This window comes from Nitrospirota bacterium, assembly GCA_016214845.1.
Classification (GTDB): Bacteria; Nitrospirota; Thermodesulfovibrionia; order UBA6902; family UBA6902; genus SURF-23.
In genome coordinates this window covers 87,639-107,594 of the sequence record JACRMS010000014.1, presented here as the reverse complement: position 1 = coordinate 107,594, position 19,956 = coordinate 87,639, and the positions used below count along the sequence as shown (strand labels likewise).

Here is a 19,956-nt window from a genome sequence, read left to right as displayed (position 1 = left end):
TCTGCAGATCATCCTTGGAGGAGGTATAAGCCTGAAACTCAAAACAACAATTATCAGCAAACAGAATCATCATTAACTCAAACATGAAAACCGGACATTTCTATTTTGGTAAAATCCGGACATTCTTATTTTGGCTTGACAGGTTTGAATTTCCTTCTTGACTAAGAAAAGAATTATTTAGTATAGTTAATCGCCTCGGTTGAGTTCTAACTTCAAGCCTAATTAACTCTAACTTAAATCGGAAACAGGAAATCAATAACGTACGGCACAACTACGCCACAGTTATATCGCGATGCGTTAGGTTGTCTAATAAAACCAAAGGAAGAACACAATACCTAATAATAGTTGCATAAAGAACAAGAACAGGGGGTATCATGGCAAAAACAAGAAAGATAAAATTTGAGTTACTTGTGGTCACAAAAAACGATACTAAAGGAAACAGCGGGAAGTCTCCAAGTGTCTGGAGAAATCTTATGTTCACTGAAGCTCGTGAGCTTATTCAAATGGCTCTAACTGTTACAGCAATCATTATCGTGTATGCCCTTATTGTTTATTCGGATAATATGATAAAACGGATCTTGACATGGTTTATTAATCTCATAAAGGATATCTAATCAATATAACCTTAAGGACGCCTGTTGAATAATTTAAGCCTTAACGCCAACAAAAAAAAGACTTACGGAAAACCGTAAGTCCCTGATTTGCATTGGTAGCGGGGAGAGGATTTGAACCAATGCAACATTTGAAAAAGATAAATAAGCAGGAATTCCCTAATATTGTTGTATGTAAAACCCTACAAGTTGTTATGAAAACCATACAAATCTGATCTCCTCTTAAAAATTAAATCATGCTGTTTGAATAACATCTTCTTAATATTAAAGAGATTATCACGGGGTTATACCTTGAGGCATTACTTTTGCATTTCAATTCTATTCAGCGCTTTTACTGAATAATGGTTTTTAAATTTTCTTCATTAAAGAAAGGGCCTTATTTTGACTCATGTGCCGAATCATTGACATGTCGCTCTTATCCAACATGCTGCGCCTTATAGCTCTTTTTATCGTCATCTTATCTCTCCCTGGATGTGCTACAACGAAAAGCGTTCATGAGGAATACCAGGCCGTTCCAAAACGTTTGGAAGAGTATGTCAAACGAAATGAGTTTTCAGTTGCAAAGGGAGATGATGTCATTGGCCGGCCGGCGTTCATCACTCTTGAAAAAGGGGATACGCTGCCGGATATTTCAAGGCACTTCAGCCTGGGAATCAATGGAGTCAGTGCAGCTAATCCATGGGTAGATACATGGGCGCCTGAAGCCGGAGAACGTATCATGTTGCCTATGAGTTTTATCCTGCCGGATGCTCCCAGAAGCGGCATCGTGATCAACCTGGCAGCAATGAGGCTGTTTCAATTTAAAGGAGATAGTGAGTCACCGGCGGTGTTGACCTACCCTGTAGGTGTCGGTACCGAAGAGCGGCCCTCGCCCACTGGTCAAATGTATGTGGAGCGCAAGGTAACCCGGCCGACCTGGCGTGTGCCTGTCTCAATTGCTGAGGACCATCGAAAAAAAGGAGATCCTCTGCCTGCTAAAGTTCTGCCGGGACCTCAAAATCCACTGGGAGAATACGCGCTATATTTAAGCAAGCGGGGTTACTTGCTCCATGGCACTAATAAACCGGCCAGCATTGGTCTCAGGGCAACCAATGGCTGCATAAGACTCTATCCGGAAGATGTGAAGAAACTCTATGAAAGCACCCCGGTCAAAACACCTGTACGCATCGTTAACCAGCCATATCTCATAGGTCAACTTAATGGAGTGGTTTACATGGAAGTTCATGCGCCCCCGGAAGACCTGGACACTGTTGAGTTTGACAGGATGTATACAAAATTGAGGAATATTGAAAAGGAATCGGGGCGCACACTTGACTGGAGCAAAGTCAAGAAAGTATTGGCCGAGGCCCGTGGGATCCCTGTCCCCATATTCGAGCTCAGACAGGGAAGTGGAAAAGAGGTTGCGGAAACCATAGAAGTCAGGCACCCGGGCAAATTATACGGCAGACCGGAAATACCGGAACTGAAGGCAGATGCGTGGTCTGTTTTGGCTGCTGACGTGCGTGACGAGGTTGATGCTGAGAGGCTTGCCGCCATCATCAACCACCAGGGGCCGCAAATCCCGGCAAGGGTGTTATCAAATTTCGGCAGCTACCTTGTTATCGCGGGACCTTTCGATAATATCAAAGAGGCCAAAGACACCATCAAACGCCTTAAAATTGATCTGGAAATAGATGGCAAATTGATTGAAAGAGCGGCCGCAAAACAATCAACAAAGAATACCAGGGTCCCTGGTTTAAGCGCAGGTAGAAATACCTTGCAATAATTTTTCATAGAAGGAGGTGATTAGACATGATGAAGACTCTATTAGTGATTTCAATGATGCTTGTTTTTGCTGTTACTGTGGGTTGTGCAACAAAAGGCGACCTCGCGCAAGTTCAGTCGCAGCAGATGCTGACCGGCGCGAAGGCTGATCAGGCAGCGCAGGATGCGCAGGCTGCCAGGGCGGCTGCTGATGCGGCCACGTTAAAGGCAGAGGATGCCGCAGCCCGCGCCGAAAATGCTATCAAGATGGCAGAGGAAAGGGAGAAGCTCGCGGAGGAAAAGGAGAAGATAGCAGAGGAACAGATGCAGCTCGCAGACCAAAAGGCAAAGAGGGCTGACGAAATTTTCCAGAAGTCAATGAGGAAGTAAGTCATTGGGAAGCTGTTAACTTTATTTTTAGCGCTCTGGTTAAAGGAGTGGCAGGGAGACCTGCCACTTCCTTAACGCTTCGCTTTTATCAAAGGATGAGGAGATTCGGGAATTGAGAATTTTTCATAGCAGGAGTAGGGGGCTTTTTTACTTATTCTTTGTATTCATAATAACACCGCTTCTAATATTTGGATGCAGTCACCTTAATGAAAGATCTCAGGCCAATGCAACCTTCAAGGAAGCGAATGATCTTTTCAGCCGGGGAGACTACAGGGCCTCTCTGAGCAAATATGAGCAGATCATTGAAAAATATCCCGACGCGGGAGATAGGGTCCTTTTCGAAATGGGTATTATTTATACCTATCCCGGGAATGAGCAAAAGGATTATCAGAAGTCTCTGGAATGTTTTCAGGAACTCATAAATAATTACCCGGAGAGCGGCTACAGGAAGGACAGCGAGATGATGATATTCCAGATCAATAATGTCATCTTGAAAGATAAGACGATTGCTGCGCAGCAAACACAGATTGAAGCTCTCCGGCAAGAAGGTAAAAGCAGGGGGAATGAGATTATTACGCTGCAAAAAAAGATTGAAGCGCTTGAACAGGAGGTTAAGAGCAAAGAGGATGAAATTATTACGCTGCAAAAAGAGGTTTTTGCAATCCAGAAGGGACCGGCAGATAAGATTCTGATAGAAAAGAAAGAGCGTCGATTGACTTTGCTCTCAAAGGACAAGGCGCTCAAAACCTACAACATAGCCTTGGGGGGAAACCCGGATGGTCCAAAAGAAAGGCAAGGCGACAACAAAACCCCTGAGGGAACTTACGTTATCGATTCAAGAAACAGGGACAGCCGTTATCATCTGTCTCTTCATATTTCCTATCCAAACGAGAAAGACAAAAAGCGGGCAAAAGAACTTGGTGTTTCTCCGGGCGGAGACATCATGGTCCACGGCATTAAGAATGGTTTCTCGTGGGTTGGTGATCGTCACACAGAGGTTGACTGGACGAAAGGGTGTATTGCCGTTACAGACGAAGAAATAGAGGAAATTGACAGGTTAGTGCCAAATGGTACGATTGTTGAGATAAGGCCATAGACTTAAGAAAGCGACATTCAGGGATTTACAGAGATATGGTTAAAGAGTTATGCAGAGCCGAATGTTAAACCTTCCACGCTGACCGAACTTTCAGACAACTCTTATAAATCCGTTAGAAAATCCCGCCATTTTCAACAAAAAAGGACCCACGGAAAACCGTAAGTCCCTGATTTGCATTTGGTAGCGGGGAGAGGATTTGAACCTCTGACCTTCGGGTTATGAGCCCGACGAGCTACCAGGCTGCTCCACCCCGCGAACCGTATCTAATGTAACATATTGAGGAAGTTTTGGAAAGTTACGATCCAAGGGCTAAGTCATCTTTTTTCTAATGACTTCGGCAACCTCCCCGGCTATTGTTTTTATACTGTCCATATCATCCCCCTCTACCATCACCCTGATTTTCGGCTCAGTGCCGGAGGGCCTGACAAGGATCCTGCCGCTGTCGAGTTTTTTCTCCGCCTTTTTTATCATCGCAGCAATTTCGGGGAAATCATCCATATGTTTCGATTTTGCAACCGGGACATTTATAAGTACCTGGGGATAAATGGGTATATTACACGCAAGTTCTGAAAGGGACTTTTGTCTCCGGCACATCACGGACAGTATCTGCAATGCGGTTATCGGGCCGTCGCCTGTGGTATTGTGGTCTAAAAATATTATATGCCCTGACTGCTCGCCGCCAAGATTGCAGCTTCTCTTGACCATTTCTTCAACAACGTATCTGTCACCCACTTTGGCCCTGACAACTTTTATCCCTGATTTCTTTAAAAATAATTCAAACCCTATGTTGCTCATCACGGTAGCGATAACCGTGTCGGCTTTCAAATTTCCGTCTTTTTTCATGTCAAGGGCACAGATGGCCATTATCTTGTCGCCGTCAACTATTTCGCCTTTTTCATCGCAAATGATAGTCCGGTCCGCATCGCCGTCATGGGCAATGCCGATATCTGCCTTATGCTCCAGGACCGCCTTTTGCACTATCTCCGGATGCATGGCCCCGCAGTTCAAGTTAATATTTATCCCATCGGGCTTATCATGGATTGATATCACCTCAGCGCCAAGTTCATTAAGCACAGTGGGGGTGATCTTGTATGCCGAGCCGTTGCTGCAATCAACCACGACCTTCAGTCCCTCAAGTGTCATGCCTTTGGGGAAGGCTGATTTTACAAATTCAATGTATCTGCCGGTGGCGTCTTCAATCCTTTTGGCCTTGCCTATTTCAGCTCCTTCAGGCCGGATTTTCTCAAGGGTCTTTGAGAACATGGCCTTCTCTATAGCTTCCTCAGTGCTGTCCGGGAGCTTAAACCCGTCCGATGAGAAAAACTTTATTCCGTTGTCATAATAGGGGTTGTGCGATGCGGATATGACAATTCCGGCGTCAACCCTCATGCTGCGCGTTACAAAGGCAATGCCGGGAGTGGGCATGGGGCCGATGAGAACCACGTTCATCCCCATTGAACAAATCCCTGAGGTAAGCGCGCTCTCAAGCATATAACCTGAAAGCCTCGTGTCCTTACCGATCAATATCTTGTTGCGGCCGTGCTTTTTCTTGAGAACGTAAGCCGCCGCCCTTCCGACCTCAAACGCTATTTCGCCGGTCATCGGATAATGGTTGGCCTTCCCTCTTATGCCATCGGTCCCAAAAAGCTTCCTCTTTGTCATTAGATGTTCTCCTTCATTTATGCAGCTCTTAACATTACCTGATTTTTTTAACAAATATATTTACGTCTACCTTCTGTTCATTTGCGCGGATATTGAAATTCGCCAGATTGACCTTTGCCTTATATTGCAGATCGGCATTTAATCCGCTTATGTCTATCGGCTCTGTCTTGACATTATAAATCTTGGAAATAACACTCCTCGGCCCTTCAATGATTATCATATCCGGCTCAACTGTTATTTCCATGATTACAAAACCGCGCGCCGGGACACCCACGATAGCTGGCTGCACGGAGACGGTTTTTTTCATCTGCTTTTCTAATGTCAAACTGATCGTTTGCGGTTCAATGCCGGTCACCTCAAGCGTGCTGGGCAGTTTAATGTTTTCATGCGTGAGGGTGATAAAAGACCTTCCGGCCTTTACGTCGCCCAGATCAACAACCGCGCTTATTTCGTTCTGCCTCAGGCTTTTCAGTATCCTCTCCTGTCCTTCTATGTTAACGCTTACCGTCTTTGGGAAATCCACCACCTCAAGGTCCTGGGCAACATTTTCATACATAATCGGGATATCCATGACAATGCCCGATCGTCCGCTCAAAATCACAAAAAACCACAGCGCGATTGCGAGCATAAATGAAGCGAGCTTCAGCCAGATGTTTCTTGTAAGAATATTTTCCTTTTTCATTTTTTCGCTTCCTGCGGCTTCACGAAGTTCTCGGTAAGAAAATTCCTGAGCGCGGCCATGTCAATATTTTTCTGGAGAACGCCTCCTGTGGCAGTGGTTATGCTGCCTGTTTCCTCAGAAACTATTATGACAACGGCGTCTGTCTCTTCTGTCAGGCCTATTCCCGCCCGGTGCCTCGTGCCAAAGGATTTTGAAATCTCAGCGCTTAATGTCAGCGGAAGGAAACATCCCGCGGCAACGACCCGGTTCCCCCTGATTATGACGGCGCCGTCGTGAATCGGCGATGTTGGATGGAAAATGCTTAACAGCAATTCGCGCGAAACTTTTGCGTCAAGCTGTGTTCCCATTTCAATGAAGTCTTTCAGGTTGGTTTCTTTCTCAATGACGATCAGCGCGCCGATCTTTCTGTTAGAAAGAGCCACGGAGGCCTTTACTATTTCCTCAAGGGAGCGTAATTCATCGGCTGTAGTGAAGGAAGGTAAAAACCGGGCCTCACCCATTTGGGCCAAAGTTCTTCGTATCTCAGGCTGAAATAAAATGATGATAGCAAGCACTATCTGCGCCCAGAGGCTTTGAATGATCCAGTCTGTTGTATAAAACCCGAAATACTTTGAGAAGACAAAAGCCAGGAACAGGACGCCGAGCCCGATCAGCATCTGGGCCGCCTTAGTGCCTTTTATTATCAAAAGCGCCCTGTAAAGTATTACGGTTACAAGCAGTATATCAACGATATCCTGCCATCTTATGAGATGGAATATTTTAGTCGTCATTTATGTTTTTTGCCTTTTGCCTTCATCCTTCAGCCTTTTTTAGTCCGGCATTATTGTAACAGTTTAGGCGTTATTTTAAAATTTACGATTTAAAATTTACAATTTTCTCTGCGTTGAAGCCTGCGTGTCTTTAACTCTATGCTCTCTGCTCTTAGCACTCTGCTTTTTTCATTTCGGCAACCATTGGAACAGGGGGGCTTACATTATTACGCCGCTGCCGTATACATATAGGAAATGCCCCTTGATCTCGAGCTCGTCCATTTCCCAGTCATCGGGCAGGGGCCAGTAAGGCTCAGCGTCTTTTAAAGCCTTCATTGCGGCCTCATCAAGTTCCTTATAGCCTGAGGTCCTGAGCAGTTCCACGCTGCCTAACTTGCCGTCTTTCTTAATCGTAAATTTAATATAAAGCTCGCCGGATAGTCCAAGCTTTGCAGCTTCTTTCGGATATTTCCATATACTCTCAATCTTTTCCTTCAGCATCCTCATATATCCCCTGTGCTTGAATCCTGGTATGTCGAAGGTCAGCCCTTTGTCCGCTGGAGGTTCTTTTTTAGCAAACTTTTCTATTGTGCCCTTGTCAAAAAGAGTTGAAGGCGGGACTATGGAAGGACCGTTTTTATCTGAAGGCAGAGGCCCCTTCTCGTCAGAAAGTCCACCTGTATCCCCCTTTTCCAAAGGGGGACTGCCTGACCCCACCTTACTCCTCCCCTTATTTAAGGGGAAGACGGGTGGGGTTTCTCTTTCGCTGTCGCCATACAGAGTTTCCGGCTGCAATTTTTCCGAAGGCTTCTGAGGGCGCTTCGCAACAGGCGGCGCTTGTTTTTTTGCCTGGGGCCTGATGATATTCGGAGAGGGCGGCTTTTCCGCCGGAAGGGGGTCAACGATTTTTACATTAAAGACAGGAGCCGCAGTTTCAACTGTGGGATGGATCATCCATAGGAAACCAAACAACAGCAAATGTGATAATACTGATACAACTATATAACGGCTCAGCTTCAATTTATCCTACTTTTAATCCGGGAGGGAACGGACAATAAATACGGGACCTTTGCGGCACACTGTCAACTTCTGGATAAAAATATGCGGATATCTTGAAAAAGAAATCACCCGTGCTTCCTGATATGCTGCCGTCTTTATTTTCTTTCCAGGGCTTGGGTGAGTTCAATTCGTTTATGGCTATTATTAAATAGAGGTTGTCTTTTTCCATCCCGTTGATATCTTCAACGCTTGGGATGGGAATGCCTTTGGCGTCTCCGTAAGGCGTGTGAGAGTGAAAGTCCCCTACGATTTGCAGCTTTACAAACTTTGACAGGATCGGTTCTATTTTTTTCTTGTCCCGGTGATGGAATATGACCCCTCGCCGCTTTCTTCTGGCTGTCTGCAGGCTGAACGCATATTCTATTATGAACCGGTCATGCAGGCGATAACCTAACAGATAGCCGAGAGATTCTTTTTTATAGACCTCCGCGCTGCTTAAAAGAATACCCATGAAGGCATTCTCCGAAAGATATACCTTCATGGGTTTCATCCTTTTTGTTATTACTGTCTGTGCTCCGGTATCCGGACTGTCATTACTGCGCACGGCGCACTCCTGACAACCCTTTCCGCTGTACTGCCGAATAAAAATCTCTCAAGGCCGGATCTCCCATAAGTCCCAATTACTATTATATCGATTTTTTGACTCGAAGCGTATTTTGTAATCTCTTCATATGGTATGCCTTTTACCACAATCTTTTCAACATTCGGAAGTCCCCTGACTTGTTCTATGCTGAAGGTGTCCATCTCTTTCATGGCCCATTGGTTCAAATCCTTATAGAGTTCTTCCTGGGACATGTGCGGCACATGCATCCCAGTGGCTTTTGCAAAATCATAAACGACGTGCATAATATGGAGTTTGGCATTATATTGCTTTGTTAAATCCACTGCGAACGGCAGCGCGAGTGAAGCCCCTTCGGAAAAATCCGTTGCGAAAAGAATGCGTTCTACTTTCATACATTATCCTCCTCGTTTATTGCCCCTCTACGAGACATATTTTAATAATTTCACAAATTAAATGAATATATTAAGCGCAATCCCTCAAGTGTTAATAAGGGATTTACAAACTCAATCGCCGCTGAATAAGGCTTTACTAAATGCGCGAACCCGCCAGTGGCAACCACTGTGAAGTTTTTACCGCTTTCTTTTTCGATCTCCCTGATGATCCTTTCAGCAGCGCCCGCATGTCCAAGGACAACGCCTGAAAGTATATTGCCTTCCGTGTCCTTACTTAGTATTTTATCAGGTTTTTTTAATTCAACAAGTGGAAGTTTCGCAGTTTTCTCTGAAAGGGCCGTAACCGATAGCCCAAGCCCCGGCATTATAGCCCCGCCCAGGTATTTCCCTTCTTCGGTAATTGCATTGAAAGTAGTTGCCGTGCCAAAGGTCACAACGATCAAATCACCTTTATAAAGTCCCCGGGCTGCAACAACGCCGGCAATCCTGTCAGCTCCTGTTTCTTCAGGGAATTTAATGCCTGTTTTTGTCCTATGAGTAACATTTATCGCCTTAATATCAAGGCTTTTTCCCACGGCCTTAATCACAAAAGGCGTAACTTCAGGCACAACAGAACATATTGCAGCACCCCGTGGTTTCTTTATGTTATTTTTTTTGATAAGGCCCTCAAGAATATAGCAATATTCTTCCGTGTCCCGCTGCCTCGCTGTTTTAAGGCTGAAGACCCTCATGCCGTTTTTCTCACTAAACCCGATCTTCGTGATTGTATTGCCTATGTCAATAAGTAATAACATGTTTAACAATTAATGAATTATTTATTACTAATTATTTCGGTTCGTCATTCCCGTGAAAACGGGAATCCAGAAGATGCAACTGGATTCCGGCTTAAGGACTGCCGGAATGACAGACACAGTTATGAACAGCCTCTAATTCTTCATTGCTATTCTTTTAAGATCGTCACATCCCCCGCGCTCAGTGTTTCAACGCCGCCGTCTGAAAGCCGGAGGACCAACTCTCCGTTTTCGTTAATATTTTCAGCAACTCCGGTCATGATCCTGTACTGGTCCTGGACTTTGACCTTCTGTCCGATGGTGCAGTTTAAACGAATCCATTCATTAATTAAAGCCCTCTTATCACCTTGTAAGATGATTTTATAACAGCGTTCAAGCTCCTCAAGAATTTTTGCTAAAAGTTCCACCCTGTCAACTGGACTGCCGGTTTCTATTTTTATTGAAGTTGCCGACTGCCTTATTTCATCAGGAAATTCATTTAAAGACATGTTAACGTTTAATCCGACGCCGACGGCAATGAGATTTATTTTATCTTTGCCGGATTTCATATCAAGTAGAATGCCGCCTGCCTTTTTACCGTTTATCATAATATCATTGGGCCATTTTATCTCGGCAGGCAGTTTTGTATTCTCCCGGATTGCGGAAGCAACAGCCACTGCGGCAACCAATGTAAGAATCGAAGCGTTCTGCGGGAGGAAAGGCGGTTTCAAAAGGACTGTGAAATAGAGATTGACCCCCGGAGGAGATATCCATGTCCTGCCCATCCTCCCCTTGCCGTGAGTCTGAGTATCAGCGACAACTACAATGCCCTCAGGGTTTTCCCTCTGCCTCCCGGTCTCGATTGCGGTATCGTTTGTAGAAGTTGTTGATTCAAGAAAGATGACCTCTTTCCCGATGATCTCACCCTGATACACCAATTGTATTTTTTCTTTTGTGAACATATGGGGATATTATCAGGCGTTCAGTTTTTCAGGCCATTCACATTCTTCATAAAGAACGCATACCGGGCACTTCGGCTTGATCGCGGTGCAGGTTTCCCTGCCGTGAAGGATCAGGGCAAGATTGAACCGGGTCAAAATATTTTCCGGCAATTTGTTAACAAGCTCTTCTTCCATTTTGTCCGGGTCGCCGGAGTTTGCAATGCCGAGCCTGTTTGAAACCCTCAGCACATGTGTATCAACAGCGATTGTCTGTTTGCCGAATGCGCTGCCGAGGACAACGTTCGCGGTCTTTCTGCCTACGCCGGGAAGAGTTGTGAGCTTTTCCAGGGTGTCGGGAACTTTGCCATTAAATTCTTTCACAAGCTTTTGACAGCATCCGGTGACCATCCTTGCCTTGTTTTTATAAAAGCCCGTCGGCCTTATCTCCTGTTCGAATGTCTTCAGGTCGGCTCCGGCATAATCCCCGGCAGTTTTATATTTTTTAAAAAGTGTTTTTGTAACTTCATTCACCTTGACATCAGTACACCTTGCAGAAAGTATCGTTGCCACAAGGAGCTCCAGCGGGTTGGAAAAATTGAGGGCGATCTTCGGGTCAGGATATTTTTTAAGTAATAGTTTCGCTATCTTTTTTGCGTCAGCCATTTATAAAAAAGTAGTTAGTAGACAGTAGTCAGGAATTTGGCTGTCGAGGTTCCCTAAGTTCCACCTACTTGCTACCGACTACTCCTCTTTCAATATTTTTACTTCCACCTTGCCTTTTAAACCTTCGGCAAATCTGTTGGCGTCCTTTTCTGTCCCGACGATTGAATTGTAGTGCATGGGTATCGCGACCTTGGGTTTAATGTCCAGCGCTGCCTGAACAGCCTCTTCCGCGGTCATTACATAAGTCCCTGATATCGGCAGAAGCGCGATATCTATATTGCCCAGGGTCTTCATTTCAGGTATATGGTCCGTGTCTCCGGCAATATAAATCCTCTGTCCATTGACTGTGAAAATGTAACCGGCCCAGTTTCTGTCCTTTGTGTGAAACTGTTTGTTTGTATTGTAAGCAGGCACAACTTCTATATCTATCCCGCTGACTGTAAGCTTGTCCCCGGGCTTTACTTTCTTTACATTCCCCGAAAGTTTTGAAGCGCAGTCGGAAGGGGCGACAATAACAGTGGCAGTACCCTGAATTTTCTTTATATCATCGGGTGAACAATGGTCATAGTGTTCGTGGGTGATCAATATTATGTCGGCGGTATCTCTCTTTTTAAGCTTAAAAGGGTCTGTGAAAATAACCTTCTCGCCGGTGATTTTAAATGTATCATGCCCAAACCAGTGAATGTTCTCTGTCATCTTGCCTACCTCCTCCGCTCCGGCAGGAGCAGAACATACAATTGCGACTGATAGGAACGAACAAAAAATAAGCGCAATCATTTTGTTAACCATTGTGTCCCTCCCTTTAGGGAGATTATATCACAGCGGTTACAGTATCCTGCCCCGTTTACTGAAGAACTCGCTCAGGGCCACTCTTATAACAGCGCCCTTCGACCACTTCTGCCCGGTCTCTTTTGCATATTGCCCGGCAAGTTCGGCCAGCGCTTCAATGACTTCCTCTTCGAGATAGATTGTGGTTTTGATTAGCTTTTCCTGTTCATCGGACATCTTTGAATCCTTTCTATTGGCCACAAACAATTAACGTATACTATAATACATCACAAATTATGAAATCTTTAGCGGTGCTATCATCAGTGCCATTTGAATCAGACAGGCTCCTTGCTTCTCTGAAGAACGTCCGGTCGATCAAGGTCGCGGGCAAAAAAGTCTTCCGGGGCAAGCTTCAAGGACATGACATTCTCCTGCTCAACACTGGAATTGGAAAGGTAAATGCCGCGCATTTCGCAACATGCGTCATTGAAAATTTCCATGTGAAACACATTATCAATATTGGCGTCGGCGGGGCTTATCCCGGCTCAGGGCTTCACATCGGAGACATTGCAATAGCATCAAAGGAGATCTTCGGCGATGAGGGCGTGATGACTGCAAAGGGATGGGCCGACATGACAGAAATCGGCATTCCGGTTGTGCAGATAGGAAAGAAAAAATATTTCAATGAATTCCCCCTGGATAACGGATTTGCTAAAAAGATTGTTCACCTCGTTACCCGTCATCCGTTACCCGTCACTCGTTACTCGTCACCCGTTACTAAATCTGGGACTTTCCTCACCGTCTCCTCAACATCCGGCACGCGCAAGAGGGCTGTTGAGCTTGCGAAACGTTTCAATGCCGCCTGCGAGAACATGGAAGGCGCGGCCATTGCGCAGGTCTGCGCGATTTACAAAATACCTTTTCTTGAGATCAGAGGCATCAGCAACATGGTCGGCGAAAGGGACAAGAGAAAATGGGACCTGCAACTCGCTTCAGAAAACTGCCAGGGGGCGGTTTTGGAGGTGATTAAAAATGCTTTCTGACATCACAACAGGCAATGCAAAGACCGACGGCAAAGAGTTCCGCTTCTGGTTTGTGGGGCAGGTCAGCCAGTGGTGCAGGGACAATAATATCCCGTTCGATGAAAGCAGATATGGCCTGCGAAATACCGGAGATGTAGAAATCAAATGGGGGATTTATAATAAGGACGATATCAGGACTGTGTGGGCGTCATGTTCTGATAAGATTGCAATGAGCATACTTATCAGAGGAGATTTTACTTTTCACTTCCGTGAAGTAAATGACCACGCCAAGGGCAAAGAGGTAAGGCTGAAAAACCAGGGCGACTATGTAATATGGCGCGAGGATGTCGAACATACATGGAAGATGTTCGAGGACTCGGAGATACTCACGCTTCGCTGGTCGCCGCAAGATGACAGGAGGATCATATGAAAAAATCATTGGGAGCAAAAACCATTGCATACCCGGCGCCTGTTTTTGTCATCGGCACTTATGATAAAAACGGGAAACCGAATGTAATGACCGCTGCGTGGGCGGGCTTGTGCTGTTCAGCGCCGCCGTGCATTGCAGTCGCCATCAGGAAAGCCACATATTCTTATGGCAACATCGTTGACCGGAAGGCCTTCACCATCAGCATTCCCTCCGAGACATTTGTGAAGGAGGCGGATTACATCGGCCTTGTTTCAGGAAGAGACCATGACAAGTTTTCCGCTGCTTCGCTTACGTCTGTTAAGAGCGACCTTGTCGACGCTCCTTATGTGAAGGAGTTCCCGGTCATAATTGAATGCAAATTGGTCCATACCCTTGAATTGGGACTGCATACTCAATTCATCGGAGAAATCATGGATGTCAAGGCTGATGAGCAGGTGCTTGCGGAAAACGGATTCCCTGACATTGAAAAAGTGAAGCCCCTTATATTTACCCCCGGAAGCCGCACATACTTTGGAGTCGGCCAGTTCATAGGCAAGGCGTTCTCCGCCGGGAAAGAGCTTTAAGCCAAAATGTAGAGACGCCCCGGCGGGGCGTCTCTACAGGTCAATGCATTGACTTATTCTGCCGTACTTAATATATTGTTAATATAACTTCTGAGTCAGCAAGGAGAGATGAATATGAAGAAAATATTAATTGTATTTTTGACACTGGTGATTGTTTTTACATCTACTGCGGTCTTTGCCAAAGACAAACCCGAGGCATCACATGTCATAGGTGACCTGGCGATAATGAGGCCTCTCGGTTTATGCTCTTTTGTTCTTGGCACCGCGATCTTTGTTGTTGCTTTGCCGACAGCTTTAATATCTGGAAGCACCAAACAGACCGCTGAAGTCCTGGTAGGCGACACCTTCAGATTCACGTTTACAAGACCGATCGGAGAAATCCCGTCAGGGTTGTAAATTACTTCCTGAAAATGATTGTTTGCTCCAGGCTTTTCCTGCTGCCCTTGCCGCCTTTTTGCGCCGGATAACCAAGCGCTATCACTGCCATGAGTTCAAGGTCTTGCGGGCCGCCGGTCAATTCCAGGATCTTGTCTTTGCTTCTTAATATTTCTCCAAGCCAAACAGCCCCAAGCCCCATTGAATGAATTGTCAAAAGCATGTTCTGGATACACGCGCCGATGGCCTGGCAATCCTTTGTCCTGTCGTAGCTCAAAGAGTTATCGAGGAACACGGCAATCAATGCGTTTGAGCTTAAGACGATCTTTGAGTAATGTGTGAGAGATGAGATCTTTGTCTTCATCTCACTGTCTTTAATGACTGCGAACTTCCACGGCTGGTTGTTCATTCCTGAAGGAGCCCACATGCCTGCCTCGATTATCCTGTCAACAATCTCATCAGCGATTGGTTCTTCAGTGAACTTCCTTATGCTCCGGCGGGTCTTTATGATCTCAAAGATGTCCATGGATCATTTGCCGTTTGTCTTTTTCATCAACAGATATTCCTTGATGAAAATATCTATCGCGCCGTCCAGCACCGCGTTTACATTTCCGCTTTCATGGCCTGTACGGTGGTCTTTGATGAGCTGATACGGCTGTAAGGTGTATGAACGTATTTGGCTGCCCCATGCGATGTCTTTTTTCTCCCCGATAAAACCCTCAAGCTTTTCGTCCTGCTCCTTTTTCTTCATCGTATAGAGGCGTGACTTGAGTATCTTCAGCGCCGTCGCCTTGTTCTTAAACTGGGAGCGCTCATTCTGACAACTGACGACAATTCCTGAGGGAATATGAGTGAGCCTCACAGCGGAGGAAGTCTTGTTAACATGCTGCCCGCCCGCGCCTGACGCCCTGAACGTGTCGATTCTCAGATCATCCTCTTTTATCTCAATGTCGATGTCCTCACTGATCTCAGGATAAACAAGTATGGCGGCAAATGAGGTGTGGCGTCTTTTGTTGGCGTCATACGGCGAGATCCTCACCAGACGGTGAACTCCAGCCTCACCTTTTAAATACCCGTACGCGTACGGCCCGCTGATGGTCAGGGTCGCGCTCTTTATCCCGGCTTCTTCGCCGGGCAGGAGGTCTACCAGCTCCACTTTGAAACCTCTGCGCTCGGCCCATCTGATATACATCCTCATCAGCATCTGCGCCCAGTCCTGGCTTTCAGTGCCGCCAGCCCCGGGATGGATGGTCATAATTGCCTCTGCTTTGTCTTCCGCCTGTGAGAGAACACTTTTCAATTCAACTTCATCGATCTCCGATGTCAGGCCATCAACTCCCCTTTCAGCGTCCTCAAGCAGGACCTCTCCGCCTTCTTCTTCAGAGAGTTCAAGCAGGACCTGGAGGTCTTCGTATTTTTTTTCTAATAATTGAAAAGGCTGGAGCGTATTTTCAATAGAGGATTTTTCTTTTAAGAATCCCTGCGTCTTTGCAGGGTCGTCCCACAGGCCTTCGGCTGAAAGTTCTTTTTGCAGGTCTTCAAGGCGTTGCAATTGCGAGGGGACATCAAAGATACCTCCTGAGGGCGGCGATCTTTGACTGGATCACACTGAGTTTATCTTTTAATTCTGAATACGTAATCATTTATTTTTTACCTCTTTCCTTCTGATACAGAGTCAATTTAAATTCAATTGTTATTATACACAATAGCCCGTCAGGTAGCCACATAGGATTATTGAATCGTAACGCGTGATGCGTAAAGCGTTATGAGTGAGGCTTTAAAAGGGTACAGTAGTTAGTAGATAGTAGCTGGGATCCCCTAACTACTGTCGACTAACTACCAGCTACTGTTTTGTTGTCAATAATTTCCACTATCCGCGCATCGAGGGCGCCTGCTTTTAAACTCAGAAGCGCAACTGACACCGGAAGGGTGAATCTCCTGGGCCCCGCGCTGCCGGGATTTATATAGAGCACACCCTTGTGGCTGCTTATTGAGGGCCTGTGAGTATGCCCGCTTATGACAGCCTTGATGTGAGAAGTTGCCGGGTCAAGATCGAGCGCGCTGATATTGTGGAGCACATAAAGAAGGACATTATTCAATTCAATGACTTCCGTCCTTTGAAATTTATAGGCCCACATTTCGCTGTCCATATTCCCGCGTACAGCTATAACCGGAGCAATTGCGCTGAGCTCATCAAGTATGTCCTCTTTCCCAATGTCTCCGGCATGAATGATCAGGTCGGAGCCCTGCAATGCGTCAACCGCTGCCGGGCGTAACAGCCCGTGAGTGTCGGATATGATGCCTATCCTGAGGTTGTCTTTGGACCGGATGTTCTTATACATTTTATTATCATATAACAACTAAAATGCATTTTCCTTTTTTTGCTTTCTCTCCCTGTTTTGTTATACTGGTCTCTAAGATAAATCATTCAATATGAGAACACTTAAAACAATAATTGCCTTTCTGGTCCTGCTGTTTGTTTCATCCGCCGCCATCGCGTCTGCGGCAGCAGATGTAACAGACTACAAACTTGACGTTTCAATTGATGCGCGCAATTCGCAGCTGTCGGGGATTGCCCGTATCAGCGCGAAAACAGGCCGGGATATTTTGCTGAACAAGGGCACGCTTGAAATAAACTACGTAAAATTGAATGACAAGCGGATCGATATTCATGACAGCGACAGGGCCGTTAAAATAACGCCTGACAAAAACGGGACCCTGGAGATAAGTTACAAAAAGATTTTCAAAAATACCCCGTCCTCTCATGACGGGCCGGCGGGAACATCGCAAAGTGTTATCGCCGAAGGCGGTGTGTCACTTACCGGCACATGGTACCCGGAAATAGAGGGGCTGAATTATTACAAGCTGAAAGCCGTCCTCCCGAAGGGATATGAGGCCTTATCAGAGGCTGAGGAGATAATAAAGATCGAGAAGGCCGATACCGTAGAATTCTACTTTAGTTTTCCCTATCCGCTGGACGGCATTAATCTCACGGCGTCAAATAAATTTAAAGTCAAAAAAGATAATTACAGGCACGTTGAGATCTGCGCTTATTTCTTCCCTGAGGATTTAAAGCTCGCGGAAACCTACATTGAATTCACGAAGAAATATCTGAAGCTGTACGAAGGCCTCATCGGAAAATACCCTTACAGGAGGTTTTCAATAGTTGAAAACTTCCTGCCCACCGGGTATTCAATGCCCACTTTCACTTTACTTGGAAGCGCGGTCGTGCGGCTGCCGTTTATCGTAGAGACTTCATTGGGGCATGAGATACTGCACCAGTGGTTTGGCAATCTCGTGTACATTGATTATGAAAAGGGCAACTGGGCGGAAGGCCTGACCACATATCTTGCCGACCACCTCTATGAAGAACAAAAGGGCCGGGGATGGGAATACAGGAAGCAAGTCCTCACAAACTATAAAAGCTATGTAAGCGCTGAAAAGGATTTTCCGCTCAATAATTTCATCAGCAGAAGCGACCCGACGTCACAGGCCATTGGATACGGCAAGGCCGCGATGGTTTTTCACATGCTTAAAAATATCACGGGAGAGAAGGCCTTCTATGATTCCCTGAAACATTTCATAAAAGAAAACAGCTTCAGGGCTGCTTCATGGGAAGACCTGGGGAAATCATTCGGGAAAACCTCCGGCAGTAACCTTGACTTGTTTTTTGCGCAGTGGACCAGGGAAAAGGGACTGCCTGAGATTGAGATCAATAATATCCAGTCAACGCAGGCGGGCAGCGGGTTTGAGCTGAGTTTTGACGTAAACCGGAAAACGGACGCTTTTATGTTCACCCTGCCCACAAACATTTACCTGAAGAGCTCCGTCATCAGGAAATCCCTGGAGATCAATAAAAAACAGAACAGCTTTAAATTTGCCCTGCCTGAGAGGCCGGTGAAAATCGTCTTCGATGAAGATTACGACGTCGCGCGTGATATCGGCAGAGATGAATTCCCCCCTGTCATTGCGCGGCTTCTTGCGGAAGATAAACCGGTTATCGCTGTGCCGTTAAAGGATGAAGACATCTATAAAAGCGTGATCGCGGGTTTCATAAAACAGGAGGCGGCAAAGAAAAATCCCAATGACATTAAAGAGCAGGACATAAAGTCCAGTTCAATCGTCATCCTCGGCATTGATAATCCTCTTATCGGAAGGCTCTTCGGGAAAATCCCCCCGGTGAAGGAAGGGTTCGCAGTCCTTGTGAAGGAGAACCCGTTGAATCCTCAAAAAGTCGTTGGGATATTTTACGGCAGGACCAAAGCCGAAGTGGATGCCGCGTTCGGAAAGATATCTCATTACGGGAAATATTCCATGCTGACATTTGAGAACGGAAAGAACATAAAAAAAGAGATCGCGCAGACTGAAAGGGGAATTGTGATGGAATTAAAAGATGACGCTGCCGTGGTTGACCTTTCAACTTTAAAGAAATTATCTGATGTCGTAAACGGAGCGGCTGACAAAAAAATAATCTACGTCGGCGAGGTGCATGATGTGTTCGCCCATCACGCGGTCCAGCTTGACATCATAACGGGGCTACACGACAAAAATAAAAAAATAGCGATCGGCATGGAGATGTTCCAGCGGCCTTTCCAGAAAACCCTCGACAGTTTTATCGGGGGGAAAATGACGGAAGCGGATTTTCTGAGGCAGTCCGAGTATTTCAAAAGATGGGGTTTTGACTACAACCTCTATAAGCCCATACTGGATTTCGCGAGGGAGAAGAAGCTGCCGGTGGTCGCGTTGAACATGGAGCGGGAGATCATTGAAAAGGTCTCAAAGAAAGGGGTCGACTCTCTTACAAGTGAAGAAAAAAAGATGCTGCCCCGGGAAATGGACCTGACCGACGGCGAATACAGGGACAGGCTGAAAGATATCTTTGCCCAGCACAAGAATGAGAAAGACGCCAACTTTGATTTCTTCTACATGTCGCAGCTTCTGTGGGACGAGACAATGTCGCAGTCGATAAACACATTCCTGAAAGAGAAGCCGGATTATCAAATGGTGGCGCTTGCTGGAAAGGGTCACATTGAATACGGCTCAGGCATTCCTAAAAGGACTTTCAGGAGAAACGGATACGGTTATTCAATCGTCCTGATAGACGCAGAGGTAGAAAAGGGCATTGCCGACTATGTCATCTTTCCGAAATCCGTTGAAGGCGTGACCTCTCCAAAACTGATGGTGTTTGTAGATGAAGAAAACGGGATACTGAAGATAACGGGATTCCCCGAAAAGAGCGTTTCCGAAAAAGCCGGGCTGAAGGCCGGGGACATCATTATATCAATCGACGGCATAACAGTGAAAAGCGTTGAAGATATCAAGATCCACCTTCTCTATAAAAAGACAGGAGAGACTGTAAAGGTCAAGGCGCAGAGAAAAGAAAAAGAAGAGGAGAAGAAGATGGACTTTGACGTTGTGCTGTAGGGACCACAAAGAACACGGAGATAAAAAATCCGCAGATTACTCAGGTAACCGCGG

General features: G+C 45.9%; 23 protein-coding genes and 1 tRNA gene. 9 read left to right on the top strand and 15 right to left on the bottom strand.

All coding sequences use genetic code 11. The features are described 5' to 3' along the window. Positions 1-374: 374 nt before the first annotated feature. The 4 genes from HZB61_03730 to HZB61_03715 all read left to right on the top strand — a co-directional run bounded on the left by HZB61_03730 (position 375) and on the right by HZB61_03715 (position 3,840). Entirely contained in the window at positions 375-614 is a 240-nt protein-coding gene (locus HZB61_03730) for a hypothetical protein (protein ID MBI5055709.1), read from the top strand. A 385-nt stretch (positions 615-999) separates the two neighbouring features. Then, on the top strand, positions 1,000-2,376 hold the full coding sequence (locus HZB61_03725) for a L,D-transpeptidase family protein (protein MBI5055708.1): 1,377 nt from the start codon (positions 1,000-1,002) through the stop codon (positions 2,374-2,376). 26 nt (positions 2,377-2,402) lie between these two features. After that, positions 2,403-2,744 carry a hypothetical protein gene (locus HZB61_03720; protein MBI5055707.1) on the top strand — a complete coding sequence of 114 codons (342 nt, stop codon included), beginning with the start codon at positions 2,403-2,405 and terminating at the stop codon, positions 2,742-2,744. Positions 2,745-2,862: 118 nt separating this feature from the next. After that, positions 2,863-3,840: a L,D-transpeptidase family protein gene (locus HZB61_03715; protein MBI5055706.1), complete on the top strand. Its 978-nt coding sequence runs from the start codon at positions 2,863-2,865 to the stop codon at positions 3,838-3,840. A 178-nt stretch (positions 3,841-4,018) separates the two neighbouring features. Here HZB61_03715 and HZB61_03710 read toward each other — a convergent pair. The 12 genes from HZB61_03710 to HZB61_03655 all read right to left on the bottom strand — a co-directional run bounded on the left by HZB61_03710 (position 4,019) and on the right by HZB61_03655 (position 12,325). Beyond that, a tRNA-Met gene (locus HZB61_03710) sits at positions 4,019-4,095 on the bottom strand. A gap of 54 nt (positions 4,096-4,149) precedes the next feature. After that, positions 4,150-5,502: a phosphoglucosamine mutase gene (locus HZB61_03705; GenBank protein ID MBI5055705.1), complete on the bottom strand. Its 1,353-nt coding sequence runs from the start codon at positions 5,500-5,502 to the stop codon at positions 4,150-4,152. A gap of 34 nt (positions 5,503-5,536) precedes the next feature. Further along, positions 5,537-6,184, bottom strand: a complete 648-nt coding sequence (locus HZB61_03700; GenBank protein ID MBI5055704.1) for a hypothetical protein — start codon at positions 6,182-6,184, stop codon at positions 5,537-5,539. Then, positions 6,181-6,954: a TIGR00159 family protein gene (locus HZB61_03695; protein MBI5055703.1), complete on the bottom strand. Its 774-nt coding sequence runs from the start codon at positions 6,952-6,954 to the stop codon at positions 6,181-6,183. Before HZB61_03695 ends, HZB61_03700 begins: the two co-directional genes overlap by 4 nt. 198 nt (positions 6,955-7,152) lie before the next feature. Then, positions 7,153-7,887, bottom strand: coding sequence for a TonB family protein (locus tag HZB61_03690; protein ID MBI5055702.1), 735 nt, complete (start codon positions 7,885-7,887; stop codon positions 7,153-7,155). Between the two features lie 67 nt (positions 7,888-7,954). Further along, positions 7,955-8,473, bottom strand: coding sequence for a hypothetical protein (locus HZB61_03685; GenBank protein MBI5055701.1), 519 nt, complete (start codon positions 8,471-8,473; stop codon positions 7,955-7,957). A gap of 20 nt (positions 8,474-8,493) precedes the next feature. Next, positions 8,494-8,946: a universal stress protein gene (locus HZB61_03680; protein ID MBI5055700.1), complete on the bottom strand. Its 453-nt coding sequence runs from the start codon at positions 8,944-8,946 to the stop codon at positions 8,494-8,496. Positions 8,947-8,996: 50 nt separating this feature from the next. After that, a complete protein-coding gene (locus tag HZB61_03675) occupies positions 8,997-9,740 on the bottom strand; it encodes a type III pantothenate kinase (GenBank protein ID MBI5055699.1) in 744 nt (247 codons plus the stop codon). Between the two features lie 146 nt (positions 9,741-9,886). Further along, entirely contained in the window at positions 9,887-10,678 is a 792-nt protein-coding gene (locus tag HZB61_03670; protein MBI5055698.1) for a biotin--[acetyl-CoA-carboxylase] ligase, read from the bottom strand. A gap of 12 nt (positions 10,679-10,690) precedes the next feature. After that, positions 10,691-11,320, bottom strand: a complete 630-nt coding sequence (gene nth / locus HZB61_03665) for an endonuclease III (protein MBI5055697.1) — start codon at positions 11,318-11,320, stop codon at positions 10,691-10,693. Between the two features lie 78 nt (positions 11,321-11,398). Further along, positions 11,399-12,016 carry an MBL fold metallo-hydrolase gene (locus tag HZB61_03660; GenBank protein ID MBI5055696.1) on the bottom strand — a complete coding sequence of 206 codons (618 nt, stop codon included), beginning with the start codon at positions 12,014-12,016 and terminating at the stop codon, positions 11,399-11,401. A 129-nt stretch (positions 12,017-12,145) separates the two neighbouring features. Continuing rightward, a complete protein-coding gene (locus HZB61_03655) occupies positions 12,146-12,325 on the bottom strand; it encodes a hypothetical protein (GenBank protein MBI5055695.1) in 180 nt (59 codons plus the stop codon). Positions 12,326-12,411: 86 nt separating this feature from the next. On the opposite strand from HZB61_03655, the gene mqnB reads away from it, so the two are divergent. The 4 genes from mqnB to HZB61_03635 all read left to right on the top strand — a co-directional run bounded on the left by mqnB (position 12,412) and on the right by HZB61_03635 (position 14,499). Further along, complete coding sequence (gene mqnB / locus HZB61_03650) at positions 12,412-13,131, top strand: futalosine hydrolase (GenBank protein ID MBI5055694.1); 720 nt, start codon at positions 12,412-12,414, stop codon at positions 13,129-13,131. Next, entirely contained in the window at positions 13,121-13,540 is a 420-nt protein-coding gene (locus tag HZB61_03645; protein ID MBI5055693.1) for a hypothetical protein, read from the top strand. The genes mqnB and HZB61_03645 overlap by 11 nt, the downstream gene beginning before the upstream one ends. Next, positions 13,537-14,103: a flavin reductase family protein gene (locus tag HZB61_03640; GenBank protein ID MBI5055692.1), complete on the top strand. Its 567-nt coding sequence runs from the start codon at positions 13,537-13,539 to the stop codon at positions 14,101-14,103. Before HZB61_03645 ends, HZB61_03640 begins: the two co-directional genes overlap by 4 nt. 114 nt (positions 14,104-14,217) lie before the next feature. Then, on the top strand, positions 14,218-14,499 hold the full coding sequence (locus tag HZB61_03635) for a hypothetical protein (GenBank protein ID MBI5055691.1): 282 nt from the start codon (positions 14,218-14,220) through the stop codon (positions 14,497-14,499). 1 nt (position 14,500) lies between these two features. Here the strand turns inward: HZB61_03635 and HZB61_03630 are convergent, their stop codons facing one another. From HZB61_03630 to HZB61_03620, 3 genes are all read right to left on the bottom strand, one after another. After that, complete coding sequence (locus HZB61_03630; protein MBI5055690.1) at positions 14,501-15,004, bottom strand: nitroreductase family protein; 504 nt, start codon at positions 15,002-15,004, stop codon at positions 14,501-14,503. A gap of 3 nt (positions 15,005-15,007) precedes the next feature. Further along, positions 15,008-16,051 (bottom strand): peptide chain release factor 2, encoded by a 1,044-nt coding sequence (prfB, locus tag HZB61_03625; protein MBI5055689.1) that lies wholly within the window; start codon positions 16,049-16,051, stop codon positions 15,008-15,010. A 259-nt stretch (positions 16,052-16,310) separates the two neighbouring features. Next, positions 16,311-16,820: a metallophosphoesterase family protein gene (locus HZB61_03620; GenBank protein ID MBI5055688.1), complete on the bottom strand. Its 510-nt coding sequence runs from the start codon at positions 16,818-16,820 to the stop codon at positions 16,311-16,313. Positions 16,821-16,911: 91 nt separating this feature from the next. On the opposite strand from HZB61_03620, the gene HZB61_03615 reads away from it, so the two are divergent. Further along, complete coding sequence (locus HZB61_03615) at positions 16,912-19,902, top strand: ChaN family lipoprotein (GenBank protein ID MBI5055687.1); 2,991 nt, start codon at positions 16,912-16,914, stop codon at positions 19,900-19,902. Positions 19,903-19,956 lie beyond the last annotated feature (54 nt).

Excerpts from the sequence above, each read along its gene's own strand:
- HZB61_03675 (MBI5055699.1), bottom strand. The coding sequence starts at position 9,740 with ATGTTATTACTTATTGACATAGGCAATACAATCACGAAGATCGGGTTT.
- HZB61_03620 (MBI5055688.1), bottom strand. The coding sequence starts at position 16,820 with ATGTATAAGAACATCCGGTCCAAAGACAACCTCAGGATAGGCATCATA.
- HZB61_03635 (MBI5055691.1), top strand. The coding sequence starts at position 14,218 with ATGAAGAAAATATTAATTGTATTTTTGACACTGGTGATTGTTTTTACA.
- HZB61_03670 (MBI5055698.1), bottom strand. The coding sequence starts at position 10,678 with ATGTTCACAAAAGAAAAAATACAATTGGTGTATCAGGGTGAGATCATC.
- HZB61_03660 (MBI5055696.1), bottom strand. The coding sequence starts at position 12,016 with ATGACAGAGAACATTCACTGGTTTGGGCATGATACATTTAAAATCACC.
- HZB61_03730 (MBI5055709.1), top strand. The coding sequence starts at position 375 with ATGGCAAAAACAAGAAAGATAAAATTTGAGTTACTTGTGGTCACAAAA.
- HZB61_03640 (MBI5055692.1), top strand. The coding sequence starts at position 13,537 with ATGAAAAAATCATTGGGAGCAAAAACCATTGCATACCCGGCGCCTGTT.
- HZB61_03700 (MBI5055704.1), bottom strand. The coding sequence starts at position 6,184 with ATGAAAAAGGAAAATATTCTTACAAGAAACATCTGGCTGAAGCTCGCT.
- HZB61_03680 (MBI5055700.1), bottom strand. The coding sequence starts at position 8,946 with ATGAAAGTAGAACGCATTCTTTTCGCAACGGATTTTTCCGAAGGGGCT.
- nth (MBI5055697.1), bottom strand. The coding sequence starts at position 11,320 with ATGGCTGACGCAAAAAAGATAGCGAAACTATTACTTAAAAAATATCCT.
- HZB61_03720 (MBI5055707.1), top strand. The coding sequence starts at position 2,403 with ATGATGAAGACTCTATTAGTGATTTCAATGATGCTTGTTTTTGCTGTT.
- HZB61_03615 (MBI5055687.1), top strand. The coding sequence starts at position 16,912 with ATGAGAACACTTAAAACAATAATTGCCTTTCTGGTCCTGCTGTTTGTT.
- HZB61_03690 (MBI5055702.1), bottom strand. The coding sequence starts at position 7,887 with ATGATCCATCCCACAGTTGAAACTGCGGCTCCTGTCTTTAATGTAAAA.
- HZB61_03655 (MBI5055695.1), bottom strand. The coding sequence starts at position 12,325 with ATGTCCGATGAACAGGAAAAGCTAATCAAAACCACAATCTATCTCGAA.
- HZB61_03705 (MBI5055705.1), bottom strand. The coding sequence starts at position 5,502 with ATGACAAAGAGGAAGCTTTTTGGGACCGATGGCATAAGAGGGAAGGCC.
- HZB61_03645 (MBI5055693.1), top strand. The coding sequence starts at position 13,121 with ATGCTTTCTGACATCACAACAGGCAATGCAAAGACCGACGGCAAAGAG.
- HZB61_03685 (MBI5055701.1), bottom strand. The coding sequence starts at position 8,473 with ATGAAGGTATATCTTTCGGAGAATGCCTTCATGGGTATTCTTTTAAGC.
- HZB61_03695 (MBI5055703.1), bottom strand. The coding sequence starts at position 6,954 with ATGACGACTAAAATATTCCATCTCATAAGATGGCAGGATATCGTTGAT.
- HZB61_03725 (MBI5055708.1), top strand. The coding sequence starts at position 1,000 with ATGTGCCGAATCATTGACATGTCGCTCTTATCCAACATGCTGCGCCTT.
- HZB61_03630 (MBI5055690.1), bottom strand. The coding sequence starts at position 15,004 with ATGGACATCTTTGAGATCATAAAGACCCGCCGGAGCATAAGGAAGTTC.